Origin of the sequence: Streptomyces sp. NBC_01450 (assembly GCF_036227505.1) — a bacterium.
Taxonomy (GTDB): domain Bacteria; phylum Actinomycetota; class Actinomycetes; order Streptomycetales; family Streptomycetaceae; genus Streptomyces.
Genome location: NZ_CP109481.1, coordinates 889,515 through 909,277, shown reverse-complemented (window position 1 = coordinate 909,277; position 19,763 = coordinate 889,515). Strand labels below are relative to the sequence as shown.

Here is a 19,763-nt window from a genome sequence, read left to right as displayed (position 1 = left end):
TGTGGGGTGGTGGTGCGGGGCGCCCCCGGGGGCGTTCGCGTGTTGGGGGTGTCCTGGTCAGGGGCGGACGAGGACCTTGAGGGCCTCGCGGTCGTTCATCAGGCGGTAGCCCTCGGCGACGTCGTCCAGGGCCACCGTGCGGTCGAAGACCCGGCCGGGGTGGATGGCGCCGTTCAGGATGTGCGGCATGAGTTCCTCGATGTAGGCGCGGGAGGGGGCAACGCCGCCGGTGAGGGTGATGTTGCGCAGGAACTCGGGGAACCCGAACGGCACCTCGGGGTACTGCGGGGCGCCGACCCGGCTGATGGTGCCGCCGTCGCGGACCACGCCGGCGGCCTGCACGAGGGCGTCCTTGAGGCCGACGCATTCCAGCACCCGGTCGGTGCCGGAGCCGCCGGTCAGCTCGCGCACGGCGGCGACGCCGTCCTTGCCGCGTCCGGCGACCACGTCACTGGCGCCGAATTCGCGCCCGAGGTCGGTGCGCTTGGTGTGGCGGCCCATGAGGATGATCCGCTCGGCGCCGAGCAGCTTCGCGGAGATGACCGCGGACAGGCCGACCGCGCCGTCGCCGATGACGGTGACGCTGTCCCCGGCCGTCACTCCGGCGGTGCGGGCGGCGTGGTAGCCGGTGCACAGCACATCGGAGAGGGTCAGCAGGTCGGGCAGCAGCTCGGAGTCCTCACCGACCGGGAGCTTGACCAGGGTGCCGTCGGCGAAGGGGATGCGGGCGGCCTCGCCCTGGCCGCCGTCGACACCGCCGACCCCCCACGGGCCGCCGTGGACGCAGGAGGTCGTCAGGCCCCGGCGGCAGTTCTCGCAGGTGCCGTCCGAGTAGGTAAACGGGACCACGACCAAGTCACCGGGCTTGAAGCCCTTCACCTCGGTGCCGGTCTCCTCGACCACGCCGATGAATTCATGGCCCATCTGGCGGGGGGTATCGGTGAGCGGCTGGGACTTGTAGGGCCACAGATCGCTGCCGCAGACGCAGCCGGCCACGATGCGGATGACCGCGTCGGTGGGCTGCTGGATCCTGGGGTCGGAGACGTCTTCGACGCGGACGTCGCCGGCCTGGTACAGCAGTGTTGCGCGCATGGGGGGCCTTTCCTTCGGTGTTTTCGCGGTGGTCAGCGGGTCGGGGTTCGCGGTGCCCGGTAGGTGTCATCGGTGACCTGCTTGGCCCACTCGGTCAGGGGGGCGTCGCTGGTGTCGCCCTCCATCAGGACCAGGTGGGCCACGAAGCGGTCGGGGGCGGCGCCGTGCCAGTGCTCCTCGCCCGGCGCGGTACGGACGGTGTCGCCGGGGCGGGCCTCGATGACCGCGCCGTCGCGGCTGCCCAGCGGGGCGATGCCCCCGACGATGTGCAGGGTCTGGCCCAAGCGGTGCGCGTGCCAGTGCGAGCGGGCGCCGGGGGCGAACCGGACGACGGCCGGCCGGGCCCGGTCGGGTGCTGCATCGGCGTAGATCCCGTCGACCCACACGTCCCCGGTGAACCTGGCGGCCGGCCCTTCGCGGTGGGCGGTCGGTGAAAGATTTCCATGGTTCCTCGTCTGCTCAGCGGCGGTGGCCGCCTCACTTCTCGGTGATCCCTGTGGAAACCGTGCCCGCTGCGGCGCCCACGCGGCAGGGCGAGATGCTCCAGGGAGCGCGAAGGGGGGTGTGGCACGGCCCCCTCGCCCGCGGCAAGCGCGCCAGGCGCGGGCCACACTGGTGCCATGGCACCCGAACGGCAGCAGGACGGCGGCGGTACGGAACTGGGGCGCTTCCTGCGCGCCAGGCGCACCCAGATCACCCCGGCCGAGGTCGGCTTCACCCCCGGCACCGGGGTGCGCCGCACCCCCGGGCTGCGCCGTGAAGAGGTCGCCGCGCTGGCCGGCGTGAGCATCGACTACTACACCAGGCTGGAGCGTGGCAGGGAGACCCGTCCCAGCCTGGCCGTCGTCGAGTCCCTCGGACGCGCGCTCAAGCTGGACGAGGACGAGCAGGGCCACCTGCGCGACCTCGCGATCCGCGCCGCCCACCACGCGCCTGTTCCCCCGGCCGCCCCCAGCCACACCGTGAGCCCCAAGGTCAAACTGTTGCTGGAAAACCTGCGCCCGAGCCCGGCCTACGTCACCAGCCGCACCCTGGACCTGCTCGCCGCCAACCCAGGCGCGCTCGCGCTGTACGCAGGCATCGAGAAGTGGCCGGTCCGGCAGCGAAATCTCGCCCGCTACCTCTTCCTCCACCCCCAGTCACGTGACCTCTACGCCGACTGGAGCACCCAGATCCGCGGCTGCGTCGCCCGCCTACGTGCCCTGGCAGGCACCGACCCCGACGCCCCCGACCTGGCCGGACTCATCGGCGAACTCCTCCTGAAAAGCCCCGACTTCGCCAAACTCTGGGAACGCTACGACGTCGCCCGAGCCAGCCACGCACAGAAGCCGAAGACCTTCCACCACCCCCAGATCGGCGAGGTCACCCTCGCCTTCCAGGGCATGCAACTCGAAGGCACTCCCGGCCACCGCCTGGGCATCTACGTTGCCGAACCCGGCACCCCGGACCACGACGCCATGATCCTGCTCGACATGACCGCACCTCACGCCGGCGCACATCCCGCCGCCGGAAAGGACCACACCTAGTAGGGCTTGGTCAGGTTCGTATCGGTGTGGGTATGTTGCGGTGGCAGGTGGGGCAGGCGCCGGTCCAGAGGGCGAGGAGTGTCTGCAGCTCGCGGACGACCTGGTAGAGGCTCAGGCCGGCGCTGGGTCTTTTGGGGCCCGGGCCAGTCGTTGCAGAGTGCAGAAGGCATGTGCGACAGAGACGAGGGTGACGTGGTGGTGCCAGCCGTTCCAGGTCCGGCCCTCGAAGTGGGCAAGTCCCAGGGCCTGTTTCATCTCCCGGTAGTCGTGCTCGATGCGCCAGCGGAGTTTGGCGAGCCGGACCAGTGTGGTCAGAGGCATGCCGGAGGGCAGGTCGGACAGCCAGAACTGCACCGGCTCGCTCTCACCGGCGGGCCATTCGGCCAGCAGCCAGCACTCCGGCAGCTCCGGGCCGTCGGTGGCCTGGCGGACCTCGCGTCCGGCAGGCCGGATGCGCAAGGCCACGAAACGGGAGTACATCCGCTTGCGGCCAAAGCGGCCGGTGCCGGGCCGGGAGCCCTCCCGCCACTGCACCGGCCGAGCTGCTTTCCGGCCCGCCGCGATGACCAGCTCCTTCACCGGCCGTGGCTTGTCGGGATACTTCGCCACCGGCGGGCGTCCGGTCCCGGAATACGGTTCGGCCACCGGCACCGCGCCGGCGGGCTGGGCCGACAGCGTGGTGGAGATCCCCACCACGTAGTTCAGGCCGCGATCCTGCAGTCCGTGCCGGAACGCGGCGGCGTCGCCGTATCCGGCGTCCGCGACGGCCAGCGGCACCTCGATCCCCCAGGAGCGGGTCTCATCGAGCATGTCCAGGGCCAGCTGCCACTTCTCCACATGCCCGACATCGTCCGGGATGCCGCAGGCGGTGCGGCGGGCGACCTTGTCCGCATCGGCCTTCGGTGAGGCGGGATCCCAGGTCCGGGGCAAAAACAGCCGCCAGTTGACCGCCGCCGAGGCATGGTCGGACGCGAGGTGGAGTGAGACGCCGACCTGGCAGTTGGTGACCTTGCCCGCGGTACCGGTGTACTGCCGCGACACACACGCCGAGGCAGTCCCGTCCTTGAGGAACCCCGTGTCGTCGAAGATGAGGGCGTCCGGCCCGATCGCCTCCTCCATCCGCCAGGCGAGCTGGGCCCGGATGTGCGCCGGGTCCCAGGGGCTGGTGGTGATGAAGTTGGCCAGTGCCTGACGATTGCCGTCCTCCCCGAGCCGGGCGGCCATCGGCTCGACCGACTTACGCTGTCCGTCGGTCAGCAGCCCCCGCAGATACACCTGCCCCCACCGGCGCTGGTCCTTACGCGCAAACGGCTCGAACACCTCCGCCGCGAACGCCTCCAACTCACCACGCACCACAGCAATCTCGTCCGGAGTCACACACTCTCAACGCCACACCAGGCCGACAGGACACGCATCAACACAAACGACCTGACCAAGCCCTACTAGTGCTCTGACCGCATTGGTTCGCCGGGGTGGTGGTCGTGGCGGTTGGATGTGGGGTGACGTCCGATCCGACTGCTGGAGGTGCGGTGGCCGAGCCTGTCCGTGTGCGCAGACTGACCGACCAGGAAGGGCAGCGGCTGCAGCAGATCGTGCGCCGCGGCAGCACGAGTTCGGTGCGCTACCGGCGCGCGATGATGCTGCTGGCTTCGGCCGGCGGGAACCGAGTGCCGGTGATCGCCCAGCTGGTACAGGCCGACGAGGAAACGGTCCGCGATGTGATCCACCGCTTCAACGAGATCGGGCTGGCCTGCCTGGGCCCCGGCCGATGAGGCCTCCACTGAGAGGGGCGCCAGTCCCACCAAGCTCGGCCAGCCCTTCACTCGCTGGTCACTGCGTACACTCGTCGCCTGCCTGCGGAAAGTCCACGGCCGGGTGATCCGCATCGGCCGAGAGGCGTTACGCAGCCTGCTCGCCCGCCGCGGTGTCACCTTCCAGCGCACCAAGACCTGGAAAGAATCACCCGACCCGGACCGCGAGGCGAAGCTGGACCGGATCGAGGAGGTCCTGGACCGCTTCCCCCACCGGGTGTTCGCCTTCGACGAGTTCGGACCGCTCGGCATCCGGCCCACCGCAGGCTCGGGCTGGGCCCAACGCAAACATCCCGACCGGGTGCCGGCCACCTACCACCGCACCCACGGAGTCCGGTACTTCCACGGCTGCTACTCGGTCGGCGACGACCGCCTGTGGGGCGTCAACCGCCGCAAGAAAGGCGCCGCGAACACACCGGCCGCGCTGAAGTCGATCCGCGCCGCCCGGCCCGACGGCGCACCGATCTACGTCATCCTGGACAACCTGTCCGCCCACAAGGGAAGGGACATCCGGCGCTGGGCGAAGAAGAACAAGGTCGAGTTGTGCTTCACCCCGACCTACGCCTCGGGGGCGAACCCCTTCGAGGCACACTTCGGACCGCTGAGGCAGTTCACCATCGCCAACTCGAACTATCCCAACCACACCGTGCAGACCCGGGCCCCGCACGCCTACCTACGCTGGCGCAACTCCAACGCCCGCCACCCGGGCGTCCTGGCAGCCGAACGCAGGGAACGCGCCCGCATCCGCAGCGAGAAAGGCATCCGCTGGGGCTGACGTCCCCTCAAGACTGCAGCCTGACCGCCCTTCCCCGCCGAGTGCACAGCTGCTTGTAGGCCGGCGACGAGGTCACGGTCGTCGTCACTGAGATCGACCGGGAGCGACGCGGGCTGGTTCTCTCTCGACGACAAAGCTCATCCGACCACCGGTGACTCCTCTACGCTCCCGCGACGGTTCCTCGCGCGAGCGTTCCTGAGCGTCTGAGCGCCCGCTCGACGCAAGAGGGAAGCACCGCTCCAGCCTGGTGAACCTAGGCGGTCACAGCACTAGCATGGGCGCAGGGCCGACGGAGGGAACGGACCCGATGAACCCCTTGGAGCCGGATCACTCTCCCGTGCCTGCGACATTTCCCATCGTGCCTGCGACACATCCCGACGGCGGCTGGGGTGCGCAGCGGACTCCGCTGCTCGCGCCACCGCTCGGTCTCGGCCCCGCGCAGCGCGACGGGGGGTTCGACTCCCTCGCACTGCGCACGTTCGTGGTGTCCACGCTGCCGCCCGAAGAGCGTCGAGCCCTGCACGAAAAGCTCGCCCACGACGAACGAGCCCGCCTCACCGCGGAGATGGCGGGTCCGGAAGGAGAGCGCCTCCTCACGGTCCGCGCGGGGTTGCGGCTGCTCCTCGGGCAGATGTTGGACACCGACCCAGCGGCCGTCGTCATGGATGACGGCCCCTGTCCGCACTGCGGTCGGCCCCATGACCGCACCGCGTGCTCCCCGGCCGGCCGTCGACTGCACTTCGCCACTGTCGGGCGAGGGGATCTCATCGTGTACGCGGTCTGTCGCTTCCCCGTCGGGCTCGGACTCGCCGTGACCGACGGACCTGGCAGCGAAGCACGGCTGCGGGCCCGCAAACCGGCCCGGCTCGCCGCGCACCGGGAGGCCGTGGCACGGGGACGGTGTTCCCGCCCGCGGGACGGTTCGGTGGAGTACATCGTGCGCTACGTCGATACGGCGCCCGAGCACGGCTGCGTCGTATCGGTGGTGTATGAGGTGCCTTTCCGCGAGGACACCCCCGGTTTCCGGGACCCGTCGACCGACTGACAGGCCCCAGAACCGTCAAGCCGACCAGGAGCCGACCCCGGCCAGATCGGGTGAGGGAGATCTTGACTCCCAGCCCCGCCAGCATCAAGGCCCACCTGCCCCGCACCAGCGTGTTGACAGTGACGTCCAACTCTGCGGCCTGATGGACCAGCGCCTCGGCCCCGTCCGCCGGCAGCGGCATCTCGAGCCGGCCGATGCCCGGCTGGAGTTGCCTGAGGATCGCATTGTGCTGTCTGACGGCGGGGACGCGCGCGACAGGGGCCAGGACGAGTTGCCTGTCCCTCCGTCCCGGCGCACGATCCGCTGCAGCCGTTGGCCTTCCTGGTCGGGCAGTCTGCGTACACGGACAGACTCGGCCACCGCACCTCCAGCGGTCGGATCGGACATCACCCGATATCCAACCGCCACTACCCAACCCGGCGAACCTATGCGGTCAGAGCCACTAGTTCAGCGTAGAAGTTCCGGGAGAACTGCATGACCTCACCGACCCGCAGGCCGAGCCGGTCGGCGAACGCCGCCGCCCGCTGGCGGGCCTGGTCGAGGGTCTGCACCCGGGTGCCGTTGCCTGGCAGCCACCAGTTGCCCATCATGCCAGGCCCCCACGAGCCCCCGACGCCGCCCATCATGCTTGAACCCGAATTTCCGTTCCACATGTCCGGTCCCCACCCGCCGGTCGGGCCGGCCGGAGAGGGAGTGCCGTCGGGAACGGTCGGTGTGCCGCTGCCCGGCGCGGTGGGGCTGACCGAGACGGCGGGCGCATGACCGACGGGCCCGCCGATGGAGGTGCTGCCGTTCCCGCCGCACCCGCCGATGGCCACGGCGCCCGCCAGGGCCAGGGCCGCCGCAGTGGCGACACGTGTATGTCTACGGATCATGATCCTCACCTCTGCGGTCGGGTTCCTGCCGACGACCGCCGGACCGGGGCCGCCGGCTTGTCTGCTTTCCAGCCTTACGCGGGCAGGTGGCTGGCGCCGTGGGCCGTTCGGTCCACGCCCGCCGACGACCGGTCCACGAGCTCCAGCACCATGAATCGGATGTCGCGACCGAGAGCGACCACCGCGGTAGATGCTGGATTCACGTGGGTGCGACATCACGCGAAGATCATCAGTAGCATGGAAAGGGATTTATCAACGTCTACGCCTTTTGCCCTGACGGACCCTCCACGATGGGCAACATGGTGGGCGGAGGCGGCGAGGCGGAGGTCCCGGGGCGTCGGGCCAGCAGGGGTGGGGACGTCGACGAGCCGTTCAAGAAGGGCGTCGACGGCGGCTTGGCCGTCCACTACCGCGGTGCGTTTGTCATCGGTGAGGGGAATGGAGGCGAGCATGCGCTGCAAATTCTCTTTCGCTTCGAAGGGGTGGCCTTCACTGGAGTCCTTCGGGGTGTAGAAGTCGCACCAGGCGTAGGCCATCCGGCGCTGGCGCTGCTCGAAGAAGCAGTAGGTGCACCAGTCATGTCCGAGGTCGAAGTACTGCCACGGTTCGCCGCTGGCCGCTGCACCGGAGGTCACGGCATTGCGGTCGACGAGGACCTCGAGAGGGGAGTCAACCGACGGGGCCGAGGCCCTGAACGCCAAGCAACAGGCCTCCTGTCTCTTACGCCGCAGCCCAGCACGTCGACGCCACGGAGGACGAAGGGACCGGCACCACCATCTACCCAGCCAGTGTTCGCGGCCTGCCGTCCGGCGCCCAGAGCGCGGTGGAGGTTTCCGCGGGACGTCGTCCGCTCTGCCTGGTCGTGGATTCGAGTCGGTGATGGCCGGTGCCAGTCTGGTCGGCGGGCGCGCGCCCGCCCCTCGGATGTGAAGTGACCGCCCGGGCGGGCTTCCTGTGGCTGGTGGTTCGGCTGAGTGGGTAAGGTCCGGGGATGTTCTATCCCGGATCTGAGCCGGAGCTTATCGGCGGCATGAGCAAGGCTGGCCTGGCCGGCCATCAAAGGATGCTGGTACAGGCGACGCTGAGGGCGGTGCATCCTGGTGCGTATGCCACGCAGCACGCGGCAGCGGGGGGAGCGGCTGTGCTCTCCCTCGGCCGTGCCGAAGCCGTGCTCCGTTCCCGGGCCGGCGCGCACAGTGTCCAAGACGCCCAGCCGAACGAGAAGTTGGCCTACACGGTCATCGAGCGTGCCCAGAAGTCCCTACAGCTGTTGGAAGCTGTCGTCACCTCTGCCTGGCAGCCGCTCGAGGACACTCGCGACCTGTTGACAGAGATAGTGACCCGAGGCAACTCCGATCTCAAGGAGCCGTCCCGATGCGGTGTCCTGGCCCATCAGATGGGGCCGTTCGTCGCGGCATTGGAGCGCACCGTTCTGGATCTTTTCCGGCAGGCCTGGGAGACGGCGCTGCCCGCGAAGGCGGCCGAGCGGGCGGTTGCTGAAGTTGCGAGTCTCGCCGTGTGGCGTGGGCGGGACTATGAATGCCTGCTTGCCGATGTGCAGCGCTTCCTTCGGCAGACTCCTTCCGGAAAGGGCCTGCTGTCGGTGCTGTGTCCCGTGCAGCGCCGGATCCGGGTGGCGGCTGTGGTGGAAGGTACCCGCACGCTGGCCCGGCTTGGCCAGCTGTTCGACGTGGACACCGACGTCCGGCAGTTTCCGCTCGGCAAGAAGGAACCGGACGGCTGGGGGCAGGGCACTGCGAAGTTGAGGAAATTCGCATCACTCCACGGCCGTCGCCCCAGCGAAGACCCCCGAGAAGGAGAACGCACGTCTGCCGCCGTCCTGCTGACCCTGTGCGTCACGGCACCCGACCGTGGCGTGGCCGTACACGTGGCCAGACGGCGCATCGAAGAGGCGCTCGACACCTATGTGGCCGGTAACCGGATCGCCGAACTGCGCCTGGCACCCGAGACGTTGGTCTACGAGGAGGCAGGCGACCGCTCCCGCCGCTACACCTCCCGAGGTCCCGCAATCGACGCGGCGCGGCCACTGACCAGCCACTGGCCCGCCGAAATCCGTGAATGTCTGCGCATGGCCCACATCGCACGCTCCACGTCCTCACCCCTTACCAGCGCGGCCCTGTCCTGGGCCGCCATCGAGGCGGCCGGTATCCGGCACGGCAACAACGACGACGCCCCGCATGTGCACCTCGCCCGCGCTCTGAGTCTTCAAGCATTGCGCCAGCAACTGGTCAGTTCCCACCAGGGTGTGCGCATCGTCGCCGCAGCGACCCGCCACGAGGTGAAGGAGCGCGCGGAGGCTGCTCGCCGGGCTGTGCACGGCTTGGAGCGACACCTCGCGAACGAGGACGCCCAGCCGACCTTGGAGCGGCAATTGAAGCAGGCGCGCGTTCGCGCGGCCCTCGCCGAACAGGAGGCGGCCGACGCTGACAGTCTGTATCTCGAGCCGCTCGACGAGATCGACACAGTGGTCACCGTCAACGGTCATGGCCTATTGAGTGACCTCAACCGGTGGGTCGACGTACTGGCAGCGTCACCCGAAGCAGGCCAGGAAGTGCAGATCGCCTCGGCAGCTTTGACACGCTTGCACTCGGTCTTGCCTGGCCTCCCCGCTCATGACATCGACACGTGGCAGGCACGCCTGACCGACCCGAAGAGGTGCGCAACGTGGCTCACCGAAATTGAAGAGCGCTACCGAGCTCAACTCAGCTGGATGTACGTGGTGCGCAACACGGCGCTGCACCAGGGGGTTTTCGCGTCGGTGGCCGACAGCCACGATGCTCATGGAGCCCGAGGCACCCTCGATCTCATGCTGGAAGTCCTGGGGAACTGGTATGCCGTGGCCAACTCGGCTGGGCTGTCAGAAGCCACTTGGACGGCCCACCGGGTCGTCGCCGCACTGTCCCGGCGACAGCGGTGCCTGATCCAACGTCTTGAAACAGACGCTGACGTGGCGAACCTGAATTTCACACATCTGACGAGCCCCACGTCGAACGGACACGATCGGATGTGACGTGAAGAACCGACAGGAGAAGGAAGGGAGTGTCTTTGCCTATTGGACGACCCGCAGAGCGGACAGGGACTTGAACCCTGGTCTCTCCCAAGTGGACCGGGGCGACTGCGAGTCGCTACACCCGAGGTGTCCGATCCTGGTGAAGACCTTACCGGATTCGCTGACCGCATTGCGGGGTGTCTGGCCCCGACGGCCCAAACTTCACTGGGTGCAGATCCTTTGAAGGGAAAGGCGCGTGTTGAGCTGGGCCGTGGCTATGAAGCGTCGGCGTAGGCGAGGTGGGTGCCGCAGACTGTGCAGCGGAAGAGCATGGCGCTTGCCCCTTGCCCGAGGTGGGTCAGGAAGTTCTCGAGCTGGGACGCGTTGTGCCATCCACCCATACGCAGGTCGAGTCGGAGCGGGTCGAGTGCCTCGGGGTGGGCCGCCAGTTCGGTGGATCCGACCTCGCCGATGAAGGCGGCCGCGTCATTGCAGTGGACAAGCCAGTGCGGATCCTGCCAGGCGTGGAAGCCTGGGGTGCGGCGGGTGACCTGCTCCAGGGTCTCCTCGCTGATATTGTCGAGCCCGTATGCGTCGGTGAATTCGCCTTCGAATTGTTCAGCGGCGCTGCCGTCGGCGATGCACCAGGGGCAGAAACTCCCGCTGACATCTTGGGCCGTGTAGAAGGTCGCGGTGTAGATCCATCCTGTGCTGCGTTTGCAGCACGCGCACGTCTTGGCGCTCTCGCGAACGGACCCGCTTGCGAGGGGGTCGGGGTGGTAACGGAAGTGGGGCAGGCCGACGCTCACTGACGAGCCTGCTGTTGCACGGAGAGGTCCGCCTCGGCGCTGGTGGTCTGTGTGCCGACGGGCACGCCTGTGAACCTCATGGGTTGCAGTTTGTTCGCAAGCGGGCCCGAGATCAAACGGTGAGTTCGAAGCCCTGCTGGCCGGGGGTGGGGTAGAGGACGGCCCCGGCCCCCATTCCCTTGAATAACGTGCGCCGTTACAGATCCAACGGACTCATGTGGTGTTCCTGCCCCTCAGCAGTCCGGTACGGCACGGGCGGTGCAGGGCCACCTGCGTCAGCCGGCGTTGATGACCACGCACTTCACCTGCGTCCAGTCCTCCAGGTAGTCGGGACCCATGGAGCGGCCGAAGCCGCTGTGCTTGTAGCCGCCGAAGGGTGCGCCGATGGCTCCGGCCGGCCCGCCGTCGCCGAGGGTGTTGACGGCGATCTGGCCGGCCTGGAGCCGGCGAGCCAGGCGTACGGCGCGGCCGATGTCCTGGGTCCAGACGGTGGCGGTGAGGCCGTAGCGGGTGCCGTTGGCGATGGCGACGGCCTCCTCCTCGTCCTCGTAGGTGAGCACCGACAGGACGGGACCGAAGATCTCCTCCTGGGCGATGCGCATCTCGGGCCGCACCTGGTCGAAGAGGGTCGGTTCGACGAAGTACCCGTCGTCGTACGGCGCACCGGTCAGCTTGCCGCCGCCGACGACCACCTCGGCGCCCTCCTCGCGTCCGACGGCCACGTAGTCCAGGACCCTTTTCTCCTGGCGGGCGTTGATGAGCGGCCCCATGTCGACCGGCTGGTCCCACAGCCCGACCCGTACGGCGCGGAAGGCGTCCGCGACCTCGGTCACGAGCCGGTCGTGCAGTGAGGGGTGCACCAGGACACGGGAGCCGGCGGCGCAGACCTGGCCGCTGTTCATGACGATGCTGCGCACGATCGCCGGGACCGCCTTCGTCAAGTCGGCGTCGGGCAGCACGATCTGGGGGGACTTGCCGCCCAACTCCAGTTGCAGGGGGACGAGGTTGCGGGCGCACGCCTCCATCACGGCGGTGCCGGTGGCGGGCGAGCCGGTGAAGCTCATCTTGCGGATGCCGGGGTGCGCGGGCAGCGCCGCACCGGCCTCGGCGCCGTATCCGGTGACGACGTTGAGGACGCCGGGCGGCAGGCCCGCCTCCTGGGCCAGGCGGGCGAGGTAGAGGGCGGTGAGTGGGGCGTCCTCGGCGGGCTTGAGGACGACGGTGTTGCCGGCGGCGATCGGGGCGGCCGTGTTGAACACGGTCATCGGGCCGGGCGCGTTCCAGGGGATGATCGCGCCGACGACGCCGTACGGCTCCCGCAGGGTCAGGCCGAGCAGGTCGGGGGAGCGGGTGGGCAGGGTGTCGCCGAAGATCTTGTCGGCCTTGCCGGCGAGGTAGGTGAGGCGGGCCGCGATCGGGGAGGGGCCGACGGGGTGGCCGACCTCCATGGCCTCCAGCCGGTTGATGTCGTCGTCGTGCTCGCGCACCAACTCGGCCCAACGGTAGAGGAGTTCGCCGCGCACGGCGGGGCTGGTGTCACGCCAGGTGGGCAGGGCCGCCTCGGCGGCGCGTACGGCGTCGTCGACGTCCTCGGCCGTGCCGCGGGGCACCCGGGCGAGCAGGGCGCCCGTGGCCGGGTTGATGACTTCCAGTACGGCTTTGGAGCGGGCGGGGACCCACGCGCCGGCGATGAGGTGCGTGCCGTCGGGCAGGAGCGCGGCGATGTCGAAGGAGGTGGCGGGGGCGGTGGTGGTCATCAAGTTCCTTGTGAGGTCAGGGCGGTGGGAGATGCGGGGGCTGCCGGGTGGTCAGGCGGCTCCGGCCGGGGATCGGAGGGGCAGGGCCGTACCGGCGGCGATCTCGTCGCGGCGGTGGCAGGCGACGGCGACCCCGTCGTGCTCCACCAGTTCGGGCTGGTCGGACCAGCAGGTCTCCTGCGCGAACGGACAACGGGCGGCGAAAGCGCAGCCCGCGCCGACGCGTCCGGTCGCCGTGGTGGCCGTGCTCGTGAGGCGCCGCTCGGCCTGGCGGCGGCGCTGGGCGATCGGGTCGGGGACCGGGGCGGCGGCCAGCAGGGCCCGGGTGTAGGGGTGGGAGGGGTGGTCGGCGACCAGGGCCGCCGGGCCGCGCTCGACGACCCGGCCGGCGTACAGGACGACGATGGTGTCGCTGAGGTAGCGCACCATCGCCAGGTCGTGGGAGATGAAGAGGTAGCTCAGGCCCCGGGTCTGCTTGAGGCGGGCCAGCAGGTTGAGGACCTGCGCCTGGACGGACAGGTCGAGGGCGCTGACCGCCTCGTCGCACACGATGAAGTCGGGCTCCATGACCAATGCCCTTGCCATGGCGATGCGTTGGCGCTGCCCGCCGGAGAAGGCGGCCGGGTAGCGGTGGGCGGCGCCGGGCGGCAGGCCGACGTCGTCGAGGGCACGCAGGGCGCGCTTGCGGATCTCGTCCGCGGGCAGGCCCAGGTTGTAGCGGAGAGCTTCGGCGAGGGTGTCGCCGACCGTGTGCGCCGGGTTCATGGAGCCGTACGGGTCCTGGAAGACCACCTGCATCCGGCGGGCCAGCAGCCGACGGTCCGCGCGGGTGCCGTGCGTGATGTCGGCGCCGTCGAACTCGACGCTGCCGCCGGTCACCGGCACCAGCCCCAGTACGGCGGAGCCGATGGTCGACTTGCCGGAGCCGGACTCGCCGACCAGGCCGACGGTCTCGCCGCGGCCCACGGTCAGGTCCACGCCGCGCACGGCGTTGACGTCGCCGCCGCGCAGCCGGGAGCGGCGGTAGGTGACGTCGAGCCTGCGTACTTGGAGCAGAGCCGTTTCAGTCATGTCCTGGTCCTCCGATCAGTTCGAGCGGGCGGATGCACCGCGTCGACCGTTCCAGCTCGACCAGATGGGAGATCACCACGGGTTTCTCCTTGCAGGCGTCGGTCACCCGCGGGCAGCGGTTCTGGAAGTGGCAGCCGACGGGCCACTGGGTCGGGGGCGGCACCGCGCCCTCGACGGCGGGCAGCGGCTGGCCCGGCAGCGCGTGATGGGGGTCGGACCCCAGCAGGCCGGCCGTGTACGGGTGCGCGGGCGTCGTGACGAGGTCGGTGACCTCGGCCTCCTCGACGACCTCGCCGGCGTACATCACCACGGCCCGTTCGCACAGATCGGCCAGCACGCCCCAGTCGTGGGTGATGAGGATGATGGAGGTGCCGCTCGCCTGCAGTTCGCGCAGCAGGTCGAGGATCTCGGCCTGTACGGTCACGTCGAGCGCGGTGGTCGGCTCGTCGGCGATCACCAGGGCGGGGTCACCCGCCAACGCGGCGGCGATGCCGACTCGTTGGGCCGTACCGCCCGAGAGCTGGTGCGGGTAGCTGTCCGCCACGCGGGCCGGGTCGGGCAGCCGTACCTTCGCGAAGAGCTCCAGGGTGCGCTCCCGGGCCTCCTTGCGGGAGCAGCCGGTGTGCAGGCGCACGGCCTCGGCGACCTGGGCGCCGGCGGTGAAGGACGGGTCGAGGCTGGAGATGGGGTCCTGGGAGATCCATCCGATACGACGGCCCCGTACCCGGCGCATCGCGGCGGTGCCGGCGCGGGCGAGGTCGGCGCCCTCGAAGAGGATGGTGCCGGAGGCGATCTCGCCGCCCGCGGGCAGCATGCCCAGCAGCGAGGTGGCCGTGACGGTCTTGCCGCAGCCGGTCTCGCCCACGATCCCGAGCACCTCACCGGCCCGCAGGTCGAAGGACACGTCTCGGACGACCTCGGTGGGCGTGCCCTCGATGCGCAGGGACACCGTCCGACCGCGCACCGACAGCAGCGCGTCGGGGTCGGGCTCCTCGACCACCCGCGGGGTGTCCGGGACCTCGGCCCGCACCGGCTCGGGCGCGGCTCCCCGCGGTCGGCCCGTGCGGCGGGACGGCGGCTTGTCGGCCGGGGGCGCGTACCGTTCGGCGAGCGTGTCGCGCAGGCCGTCGCTGAGCAGGCCGAGCGCCAGGATGAAGCTGATGATCATGAAGCCGGAGGGAATCAGGAGCCACGGGTCGGTCCCGATGTTCTTGGACGCCTCGGCGATCATGCTGCCCCAGCTGGCCCGGGTGGTGCCCAGGCCGAGGAAGCCGAGCCCGGTCTCCAGGAGCACGGCGTAGGCGCCGAACACCGAGGCCTGCACGAGGACCACTCCGGTGACGCGGGGCAGGACGTGTCGGCGGATGATGACCCGGTCGCGGATGCCGCCCGCCACCGCAGCCCGGACGTACAGCTCCTCCTTCACCCCGAGCGTCGCCGAGCGCACGACCCTGGCCAACAGGGGAGCCCCGAGCAGGCCGTTGGCGGTCATGGCCGCGCTCTCGTTGTCGGTGAAGACCGACAGGACCACCAGCAGGACGATGATCACGGGGACGGCGGAGATCAGGTCGGCGCTCTTGAGGACGAGCCGGTCGAACCAGCCGCCCCGGTAGCCCGCGATCATCCCGGCCGGGACACCGAGGGGCAGATACACGGCCAGGGTGATCAGCACGCCGAGCAGGGTGATCTGCCCGCCGTGCATCAGCCGGCTGAGCACGTCGCGGCCGAGTTCGCCGGTTCCCAGCAGGTGGGTGCCGCTGGGGCCTTGCAGCGCCACGGTCAGGTCCTGCTCGTCGGGGTCGTAGGGAGCGAGCGGGCCCGCCAGCACGGTGACCAGGACGATGAGGAGGAGGTAGCCGGCGGAAGCGGCCGCGGCCGGCTTGTGCAGCAGCCGGGCGGTGAAGCCGCGCTGCGTCGCGCCCCGCCGAGGGCCTCCCCCTCCGCTCTCGGACGCCGTCCTGCGCGCGGTCGCCGGGGCCTTCATGTCCGCACCTTCGGGTTGAGCATCGCGTACACCACTTCGATCAGGAGGTTGATCAGCATCACGGTGACCGTGAAGACGAGCGCGACACCCTGGACCATCGGGATGTCCTGCGTCTGCGCGGCGGTCATGGCCAGGCCGCCGAGGCCCGGCATGACGAACAGGGTCTCGGCGAGCACGGTCCCGCCGAACAGGGTCACCACGACCACGCCCAGCACGGTGACGATCGGGGCCGCAGCGTTGCGCAGTACGTGCCGGAAGATCACCGACCGCTCGGGGATGCCCCGGGCGCGCAGCACACGGACGTAGTCGCGGTTCAGCTGGGTCAGCACGCCGTCCCGGGTCTGCTTGGCCACGGGCGCGGTGGCCGGCACACCGAGGGTGAGCACCGGCAGGACGAGGGACTCGAACCAGTGCACCGGCGAGTCGGTGAACGGCACGTACCCCGAGACGGGAAAGAGCGGCAGCTGCACGGCGAACGCGGTCATCAGCACCAGCCCGAACCAGAAGTTCGGCACCGCGAGGCCGACCAGCGCGATGCCGTCCACGGTCCGCCCCAGCCAGCCGCCCTTGAGCGCGCTGAGGACACCGAGGGCGACTCCGGCGACGGCGGCGACCAGGATCGCGCCGCCGATCAGCGACAGGGTGGTGCCCAGGCGGGAGGTGAGCTGGTCGCTCACCGGGACGCCGGAGGTGATCGAGTCGCCGAGGTTGCCGTGCAGGGCGGCGGTCAGCCAGTCCCAGTAGCGCACCGGCAGCGGATGGTCGAGGCCGAGCTGGGCGTCGAGCGCCTTGACCTGGGCGGGACTCGCGTTCGCACCGAGGATGGTGCGGCCGGGGTCGCCGGGGACCAGGCTGGTCAGGACGAACGTCAGAACGGTCACGCCGAACACCACGGGAACCGCGCCGACGAGCCAGCGGAAGAGGATCCTGTGCATCTCACCTCACTCCTTTCTCGGGCCGGGCGGCCCCGTCGTCAGGCCGGGGGCCGCCCGGGGCACTTACTTGGTGGCGTAGATGGCCAGGGGGCTCACGAAGGGGGCGCCCGCGCTGACCTTCACACCGCCGATGCCGGGACGGACGTAGTAGTTGACCGGGGTGAAGGCGACCGGGGCGTACCAGGCGTTCTTCACCAGGTACTCCTGCATCTGCTGGTCGAGCTTCGCGCGCTCGGCGGCGGCCGCCTTGTTGAACAGGTCGGTCAGCTCGGGGGCGATGCTGCCGAAGCCGTTGAAGACCTTCGAGCCGGGCATGAAGAGGTCCAGGCCCTCCAGGTACATCGGCTCCTCGGTGAACCCGCCTGAGACGGCCGGGTACTTGTGGTTGGTCTGGTTCTCGACGAAGGAGGTGATGCTGGTGACTGCGGTGACCTTGACCTTGATGCCGACCTTGGACAGCTGGCCGGCGATCGCCTCGGCCATGGTGTCGAAGCCGACGAATGTGGCGGCCAGCACGGGGAGTTCGAAGCCGTTCGCGTAGCCGGCCTCCTTGAGGAGTTGCTTGGCCTTCGCCGGGTCGTACTTGTAGTACTCCGCCATCTCCTCCGAGTAGCCGTCGCCGCCCTTGATCACGGTCTGCACGGTCGGTGTCCCGGCGGAGCCGAGCAGGGCCTTGGTGACCGCGTCCCGGTCGATGGCGTAGTTGATCGCCTGGCGGACGCGGACGTCACCGAGGGGCTTGGACACCTCGCCCGCGCGGTCGATGAGGCTCAGCCCCTGGAGGACGACCGGGAGGCCGACGGTGGACATGCCGGCGGCCTTGGCGGAGGAGGCGGAGGTGTAGTCGCCCTTGTAGACATCGATCTGGCCGGTCTTCATGGCGTTGACCGCGGTCTGGCCGTTCTGCACGATCCGGATCACGATCTTCTTGTAGTGCTGCTTGGACTTGTCGTAGTAGCCGGGGTCGGCGGTGTACGTGTAGTGGTCGCCGGCCACGCTGTCGGACGGCTGGTAGACGTAGGGACCCGCGCCCTGGCTGGTCTTGGTCGGCGTCAGACTCGACGCGCTCGCCAGGCCCTTGGGGCTGATGATCTGGCCGATGCCGTACGACTGCGTCAGCAGGGTGGGCAGGATTGGATTCGCCTTGGCCAGCTTGATCGTCAGGGTCAGCGGGCCGGTGGCCGTGATGGTGGCGTCCGTCAGGTAGTGCGCCTGGTTGCCCTGGGCCTTCTTCGCGTACTCCAACGACGCCTTCACCGCGTCGGCGGTCACCGCCTCGCCGTCCCCGAACTTCACCCCGGAGCGCAGGGTGACGGACAGCTCCTTGTTGCCCGTGCCGACGTACTTCCAGGACTTGGCCAGCGCGGGCTGCACGGTGCCCTCGGGGGAGAGGTAGAACAGCGACTCGTACGACAGCATCGTGAAGTCGACGAAACCGAGGTCCAGGCTGCCCGGGTTGAGGGTGGGCGGGGCCTGCTGCTCGGCGACGGTCAGGGTGTCGCCCGGCACTGCCTTGCCGGTGCCCTGGGCGCCGGTGGCCGCGTTCTTGCCTCCGCCGCAGGCGGTCAGGGTGAGCGAGAGCGCGGCGCACACGGCGACGAGGCCGGTGCGGGCGGTCCGGCGTGTTCTCGGGGTGAGCCGGCCGGAGGTGGAGTCGAAGGCGTGCATGTCTTCTCCTTGCGCCACGGGAGGTCCGCCACGGCAGCAGGGGCCGGAAGGCGGGCAGCTGGGTGTGATGAGGAACATCTGCACGTGCCGGGCGCGGACGAGGGGGTCGCGGGGCCCGGGTGGTACCCGTAACGGGTCCACCTGCGCGTGTTCACGGAGGGTGCGAGTCGGCCGGCGGAGGGCCGGGAGGTGAGGAGGGGCGGGTGCGTCGCGGGGGACCGTCGTGCGGTGCCGACCGGAGAGGGCCGTGCGAAACCGGCGGTCCTGAGGGATGAGCGGCGACGAACCGGAGGTGCTCCCGCTGCTCGCGAGGATCAGGCTCAGCTACTGAGGTGGTGCCGGTCCACCGGGGGCTGGCCGGTGGACCGGGGCCTGGGCGTCCTCCGGCCGCAGTGCGGACGAGACGCGATCGGCCCAGTGGTGTAACCCTGCTGAAACGAGGCCCTGCTGTCCAGCGTCCGTGCAAGGGGAATTGGGTGCCGGACGCACGACGCCGGAGCAGATGGCAGAGATCGAGCAGCAGTGGATCGACGAGGTCCGTGAGGACCAGGAGCTCACCACCTTCGGTCTCTACCCGCAGCCCTCGCGTGGCAGCGCGGATGCCCAGGGCAGCTACCAGCTCTACCTCCCGCCTCAGTACGAGACCGAGCCCGAACGACGGTTCCCCGTCATCTACTGGCTGCACGGCGGGTTCGGCAATGCCCGCCAGGGTGCGGAAATGGTTGCGCGGATCGACAAGGCCATCCGGGACGAGGTGATGCCCCCGGCGATCGTCGTCGTCCCGCAGATCCTGCCGATCGGCTGGTACGTCGACTCCAAGGACGGCGCCCGCCCGCTCGCCCAGATCACCGCCTTCGACCTGGTCCGGCACATGGACAGCACGTACCGCACGATCCCCGAGGCAGCCGCCCGTACCGTCGAGGGCTTCTCCATGGGCGGCTTCGGCGCCCTGCACCTGGGCCTGAAGTACCCGAAGATCTTCGGCAAGGTGTCGGCGGTCGCCCCCGCCATCCTGCGCGACCTCAAGGACGAGCCCGAGGACCGGGTCAACAACACCTACTTCGGCGACCAGGAGTACTACGACCTCTGCCACCCCTGGAGCCTGGTCATGGCCAACGCCCCGGAACTGCGCCGTACCAGCCAGGTCCGGCTGCTGTCCGGCCGGCTCGACACCCGCCTCGCCCCCACCATCCGCGACCTGGACACCCGCTTCACCGACCTCGAAGTGCCGCACGACTTCTTCGAGTTCCGGGACGCGGACCACGAGTACGCGGACATCATGGACGGCTACGGCGACAAGTACTACGCGTGGTGGCGCACCGCCTGACGACCTCCGTACACCTGCTCCAGCGGGTTGAGCATCCCGTCCGGGGTGTTCCCCGCCCGAGTCGCCACACCGCCACGT

General features: G+C 69.8%; 15 protein-coding genes and 2 pseudogenes. 6 read left to right on the top strand and 11 right to left on the bottom strand.

Translation table 11 applies throughout. The features are described from left to right. Window positions 1–57: 57 nt before the first annotated feature. Both OG568_RS52535 and OG568_RS52530 read right to left on the bottom strand, forming a co-directional pair. On the bottom strand, window positions 58–1,092 hold the full coding sequence (locus OG568_RS52535; RefSeq protein ID WP_329537178.1) for an alcohol dehydrogenase catalytic domain-containing protein: 1,035 nt from the start codon (window positions 1,090–1,092) through the stop codon (window positions 58–60). Between the two features lie 32 nt (window positions 1,093–1,124). After that, complete coding sequence (locus tag OG568_RS52530) at window positions 1,125–1,478, bottom strand: cupin domain-containing protein (protein ID WP_329537177.1); 354 nt, start codon at window positions 1,476–1,478, stop codon at window positions 1,125–1,127. 234 nt (window positions 1,479–1,712) lie between these two features. Between OG568_RS52530 and OG568_RS52525 the strand changes: the two genes are divergently transcribed. Continuing rightward, entirely contained in the window at window positions 1,713–2,618 is a 906-nt protein-coding gene (locus OG568_RS52525) for a helix-turn-helix transcriptional regulator (RefSeq protein ID WP_329537176.1), read from the top strand. Between the two features lie 111 nt (window positions 2,619–2,729). Here OG568_RS52525 and OG568_RS52520 read toward each other — a convergent pair whose 3' ends face one another. Beyond that, window positions 2,730–3,995: an IS701 family transposase gene (locus OG568_RS52520; RefSeq protein ID WP_329533128.1), complete on the bottom strand. Its 1,266-nt coding sequence runs from the start codon at window positions 3,993–3,995 to the stop codon at window positions 2,730–2,732. A 152-nt stretch (window positions 3,996–4,147) separates the two neighbouring features. Here OG568_RS52520 and OG568_RS52515 point away from each other — a divergent pair. The 3 genes and pseudogenes from OG568_RS52515 to OG568_RS52510 all read left to right on the top strand — a co-directional run bounded on the left by OG568_RS52515 (window position 4,148) and on the right by OG568_RS52510 (window position 6,249). Continuing rightward, a pseudogene (locus OG568_RS52515) lies at window positions 4,148–5,204 on the top strand (IS630 family transposase). A gap of 68 nt (window positions 5,205–5,272) precedes the next feature. Further along, a pseudogene (locus OG568_RS61865) lies at window positions 5,273–5,359 on the top strand (S1 RNA-binding domain-containing protein); the annotation flags it as partial. Between the two features lie 203 nt (window positions 5,360–5,562). Then, a complete protein-coding gene (locus OG568_RS52510; RefSeq protein ID WP_329537174.1) occupies window positions 5,563–6,249 on the top strand; it encodes a hypothetical protein in 687 nt (228 codons plus the stop codon). Between the two features lie 425 nt (window positions 6,250–6,674). On the opposite strand, the gene OG568_RS52505 is transcribed toward OG568_RS52510, so the two are convergent. Together OG568_RS52505 and OG568_RS52500 are read right to left on the bottom strand one after the other, a co-directional pair. Next, the gene (locus OG568_RS52505; RefSeq protein WP_329537173.1) at window positions 6,675–7,124 is read right to left on the bottom strand and encodes a hypothetical protein; all 450 of its coding nucleotides are present in this window, start codon (window positions 7,122–7,124) and stop codon (window positions 6,675–6,677) included. A 215-nt stretch (window positions 7,125–7,339) separates the two neighbouring features. After that, the gene (locus tag OG568_RS52500) at window positions 7,340–7,825 is read right to left on the bottom strand and encodes a hypothetical protein (protein WP_329537172.1); all 486 of its coding nucleotides are present in this window, start codon (window positions 7,823–7,825) and stop codon (window positions 7,340–7,342) included. Between the two features lie 290 nt (window positions 7,826–8,115). Here OG568_RS52500 and OG568_RS52495 point away from each other — a divergent pair, with 290 nt between their 5' ends. Continuing rightward, the gene (locus tag OG568_RS52495; RefSeq protein WP_329537171.1) at window positions 8,116–10,155 is read left to right on the top strand and encodes a hypothetical protein; all 2,040 of its coding nucleotides are present in this window, start codon (window positions 8,116–8,118) and stop codon (window positions 10,153–10,155) included. Window positions 10,156–10,409: 254 nt separating this feature from the next. Here the strand turns inward: OG568_RS52495 and OG568_RS52490 are convergent, their stop codons facing one another. The 6 genes from OG568_RS52490 to OG568_RS52465 all read right to left on the bottom strand — a co-directional run bounded on the left by OG568_RS52490 (window position 10,410) and on the right by OG568_RS52465 (window position 18,358). Then, entirely contained in the window at window positions 10,410–10,943 is a 534-nt protein-coding gene (locus OG568_RS52490; protein WP_329537170.1) for a CbrC family protein, read from the bottom strand. Window positions 10,944–11,218: 275 nt separating this feature from the next. Continuing rightward, window positions 11,219–12,700, bottom strand: coding sequence for an aldehyde dehydrogenase family protein (locus OG568_RS52485; RefSeq protein WP_329537169.1), 1,482 nt, complete (start codon window positions 12,698–12,700; stop codon window positions 11,219–11,221). 51 nt (window positions 12,701–12,751) lie between these two features. Then, window positions 12,752–13,771 (bottom strand): oligopeptide/dipeptide ABC transporter ATP-binding protein, encoded by a 1,020-nt coding sequence (locus OG568_RS52480; protein ID WP_329537168.1) that lies wholly within the window; start codon window positions 13,769–13,771, stop codon window positions 12,752–12,754. Further along, a complete protein-coding gene (locus OG568_RS52475; protein WP_329537167.1) occupies window positions 13,764–15,755 on the bottom strand; it encodes a dipeptide/oligopeptide/nickel ABC transporter permease/ATP-binding protein in 1,992 nt (663 codons plus the stop codon). The genes OG568_RS52480 and OG568_RS52475 overlap by 8 nt, the downstream gene beginning before the upstream one ends. Further along, window positions 15,752–16,690 carry an ABC transporter permease gene (locus OG568_RS52470; RefSeq protein ID WP_329537166.1) on the bottom strand — a complete coding sequence of 313 codons (939 nt, stop codon included), beginning with the start codon at window positions 16,688–16,690 and terminating at the stop codon, window positions 15,752–15,754. The genes OG568_RS52475 and OG568_RS52470 overlap by 4 nt, the downstream gene beginning before the upstream one ends. Before the next feature lie 63 nt (window positions 16,691–16,753). Next, the gene (locus tag OG568_RS52465; protein ID WP_329537165.1) at window positions 16,754–18,358 is read right to left on the bottom strand and encodes an ABC transporter substrate-binding protein; all 1,605 of its coding nucleotides are present in this window, start codon (window positions 18,356–18,358) and stop codon (window positions 16,754–16,756) included. A 502-nt stretch (window positions 18,359–18,860) separates the two neighbouring features. Between OG568_RS52465 and OG568_RS52460 the strand changes: the two genes are divergently transcribed. Continuing rightward, the gene (locus tag OG568_RS52460) at window positions 18,861–19,685 is read left to right on the top strand and encodes an alpha/beta hydrolase (RefSeq protein ID WP_329537164.1); all 825 of its coding nucleotides are present in this window, start codon (window positions 18,861–18,863) and stop codon (window positions 19,683–19,685) included. Window positions 19,686–19,763: the final 78 nt, after the last annotated feature.

Bases quoted from the DNA above. Each gene is read 5' to 3' on its own strand.
- OG568_RS52535 (WP_329537178.1), bottom strand. From the start codon at position 1,092: ATGCGCGCAACACTGCTGTACCAGGCCGGCGACGTCCGCGTCGAAGAC.
- OG568_RS52525 (WP_329537176.1), top strand. From the start codon at position 1,713: ATGGCACCCGAACGGCAGCAGGACGGCGGCGGTACGGAACTGGGGCGC.
- OG568_RS52505 (WP_329537173.1), bottom strand. From the start codon at position 7,124: ATGATCCGTAGACATACACGTGTCGCCACTGCGGCGGCCCTGGCCCTG.
- OG568_RS52495 (WP_329537171.1), top strand. From the start codon at position 8,116: ATGTTCTATCCCGGATCTGAGCCGGAGCTTATCGGCGGCATGAGCAAG.
- OG568_RS52485 (WP_329537169.1), bottom strand. From the start codon at position 12,700: ATGACCACCACCGCCCCCGCCACCTCCTTCGACATCGCCGCGCTCCTG.
- OG568_RS52480 (WP_329537168.1), bottom strand. From the start codon at position 13,771: ATGACTGAAACGGCTCTGCTCCAAGTACGCAGGCTCGACGTCACCTAC.
- OG568_RS52475 (WP_329537167.1), bottom strand. From the start codon at position 15,755: ATGAAGGCCCCGGCGACCGCGCGCAGGACGGCGTCCGAGAGCGGAGGG.
- OG568_RS52470 (WP_329537166.1), bottom strand. From the start codon at position 16,690: ATGCACAGGATCCTCTTCCGCTGGCTCGTCGGCGCGGTTCCCGTGGTG.
- OG568_RS52465 (WP_329537165.1), bottom strand. From the start codon at position 18,358: ATGCACGCCTTCGACTCCACCTCCGGCCGGCTCACCCCGAGAACACGC.
- OG568_RS52460 (WP_329537164.1), top strand. From the start codon at position 18,861: ATGGCAGAGATCGAGCAGCAGTGGATCGACGAGGTCCGTGAGGACCAG.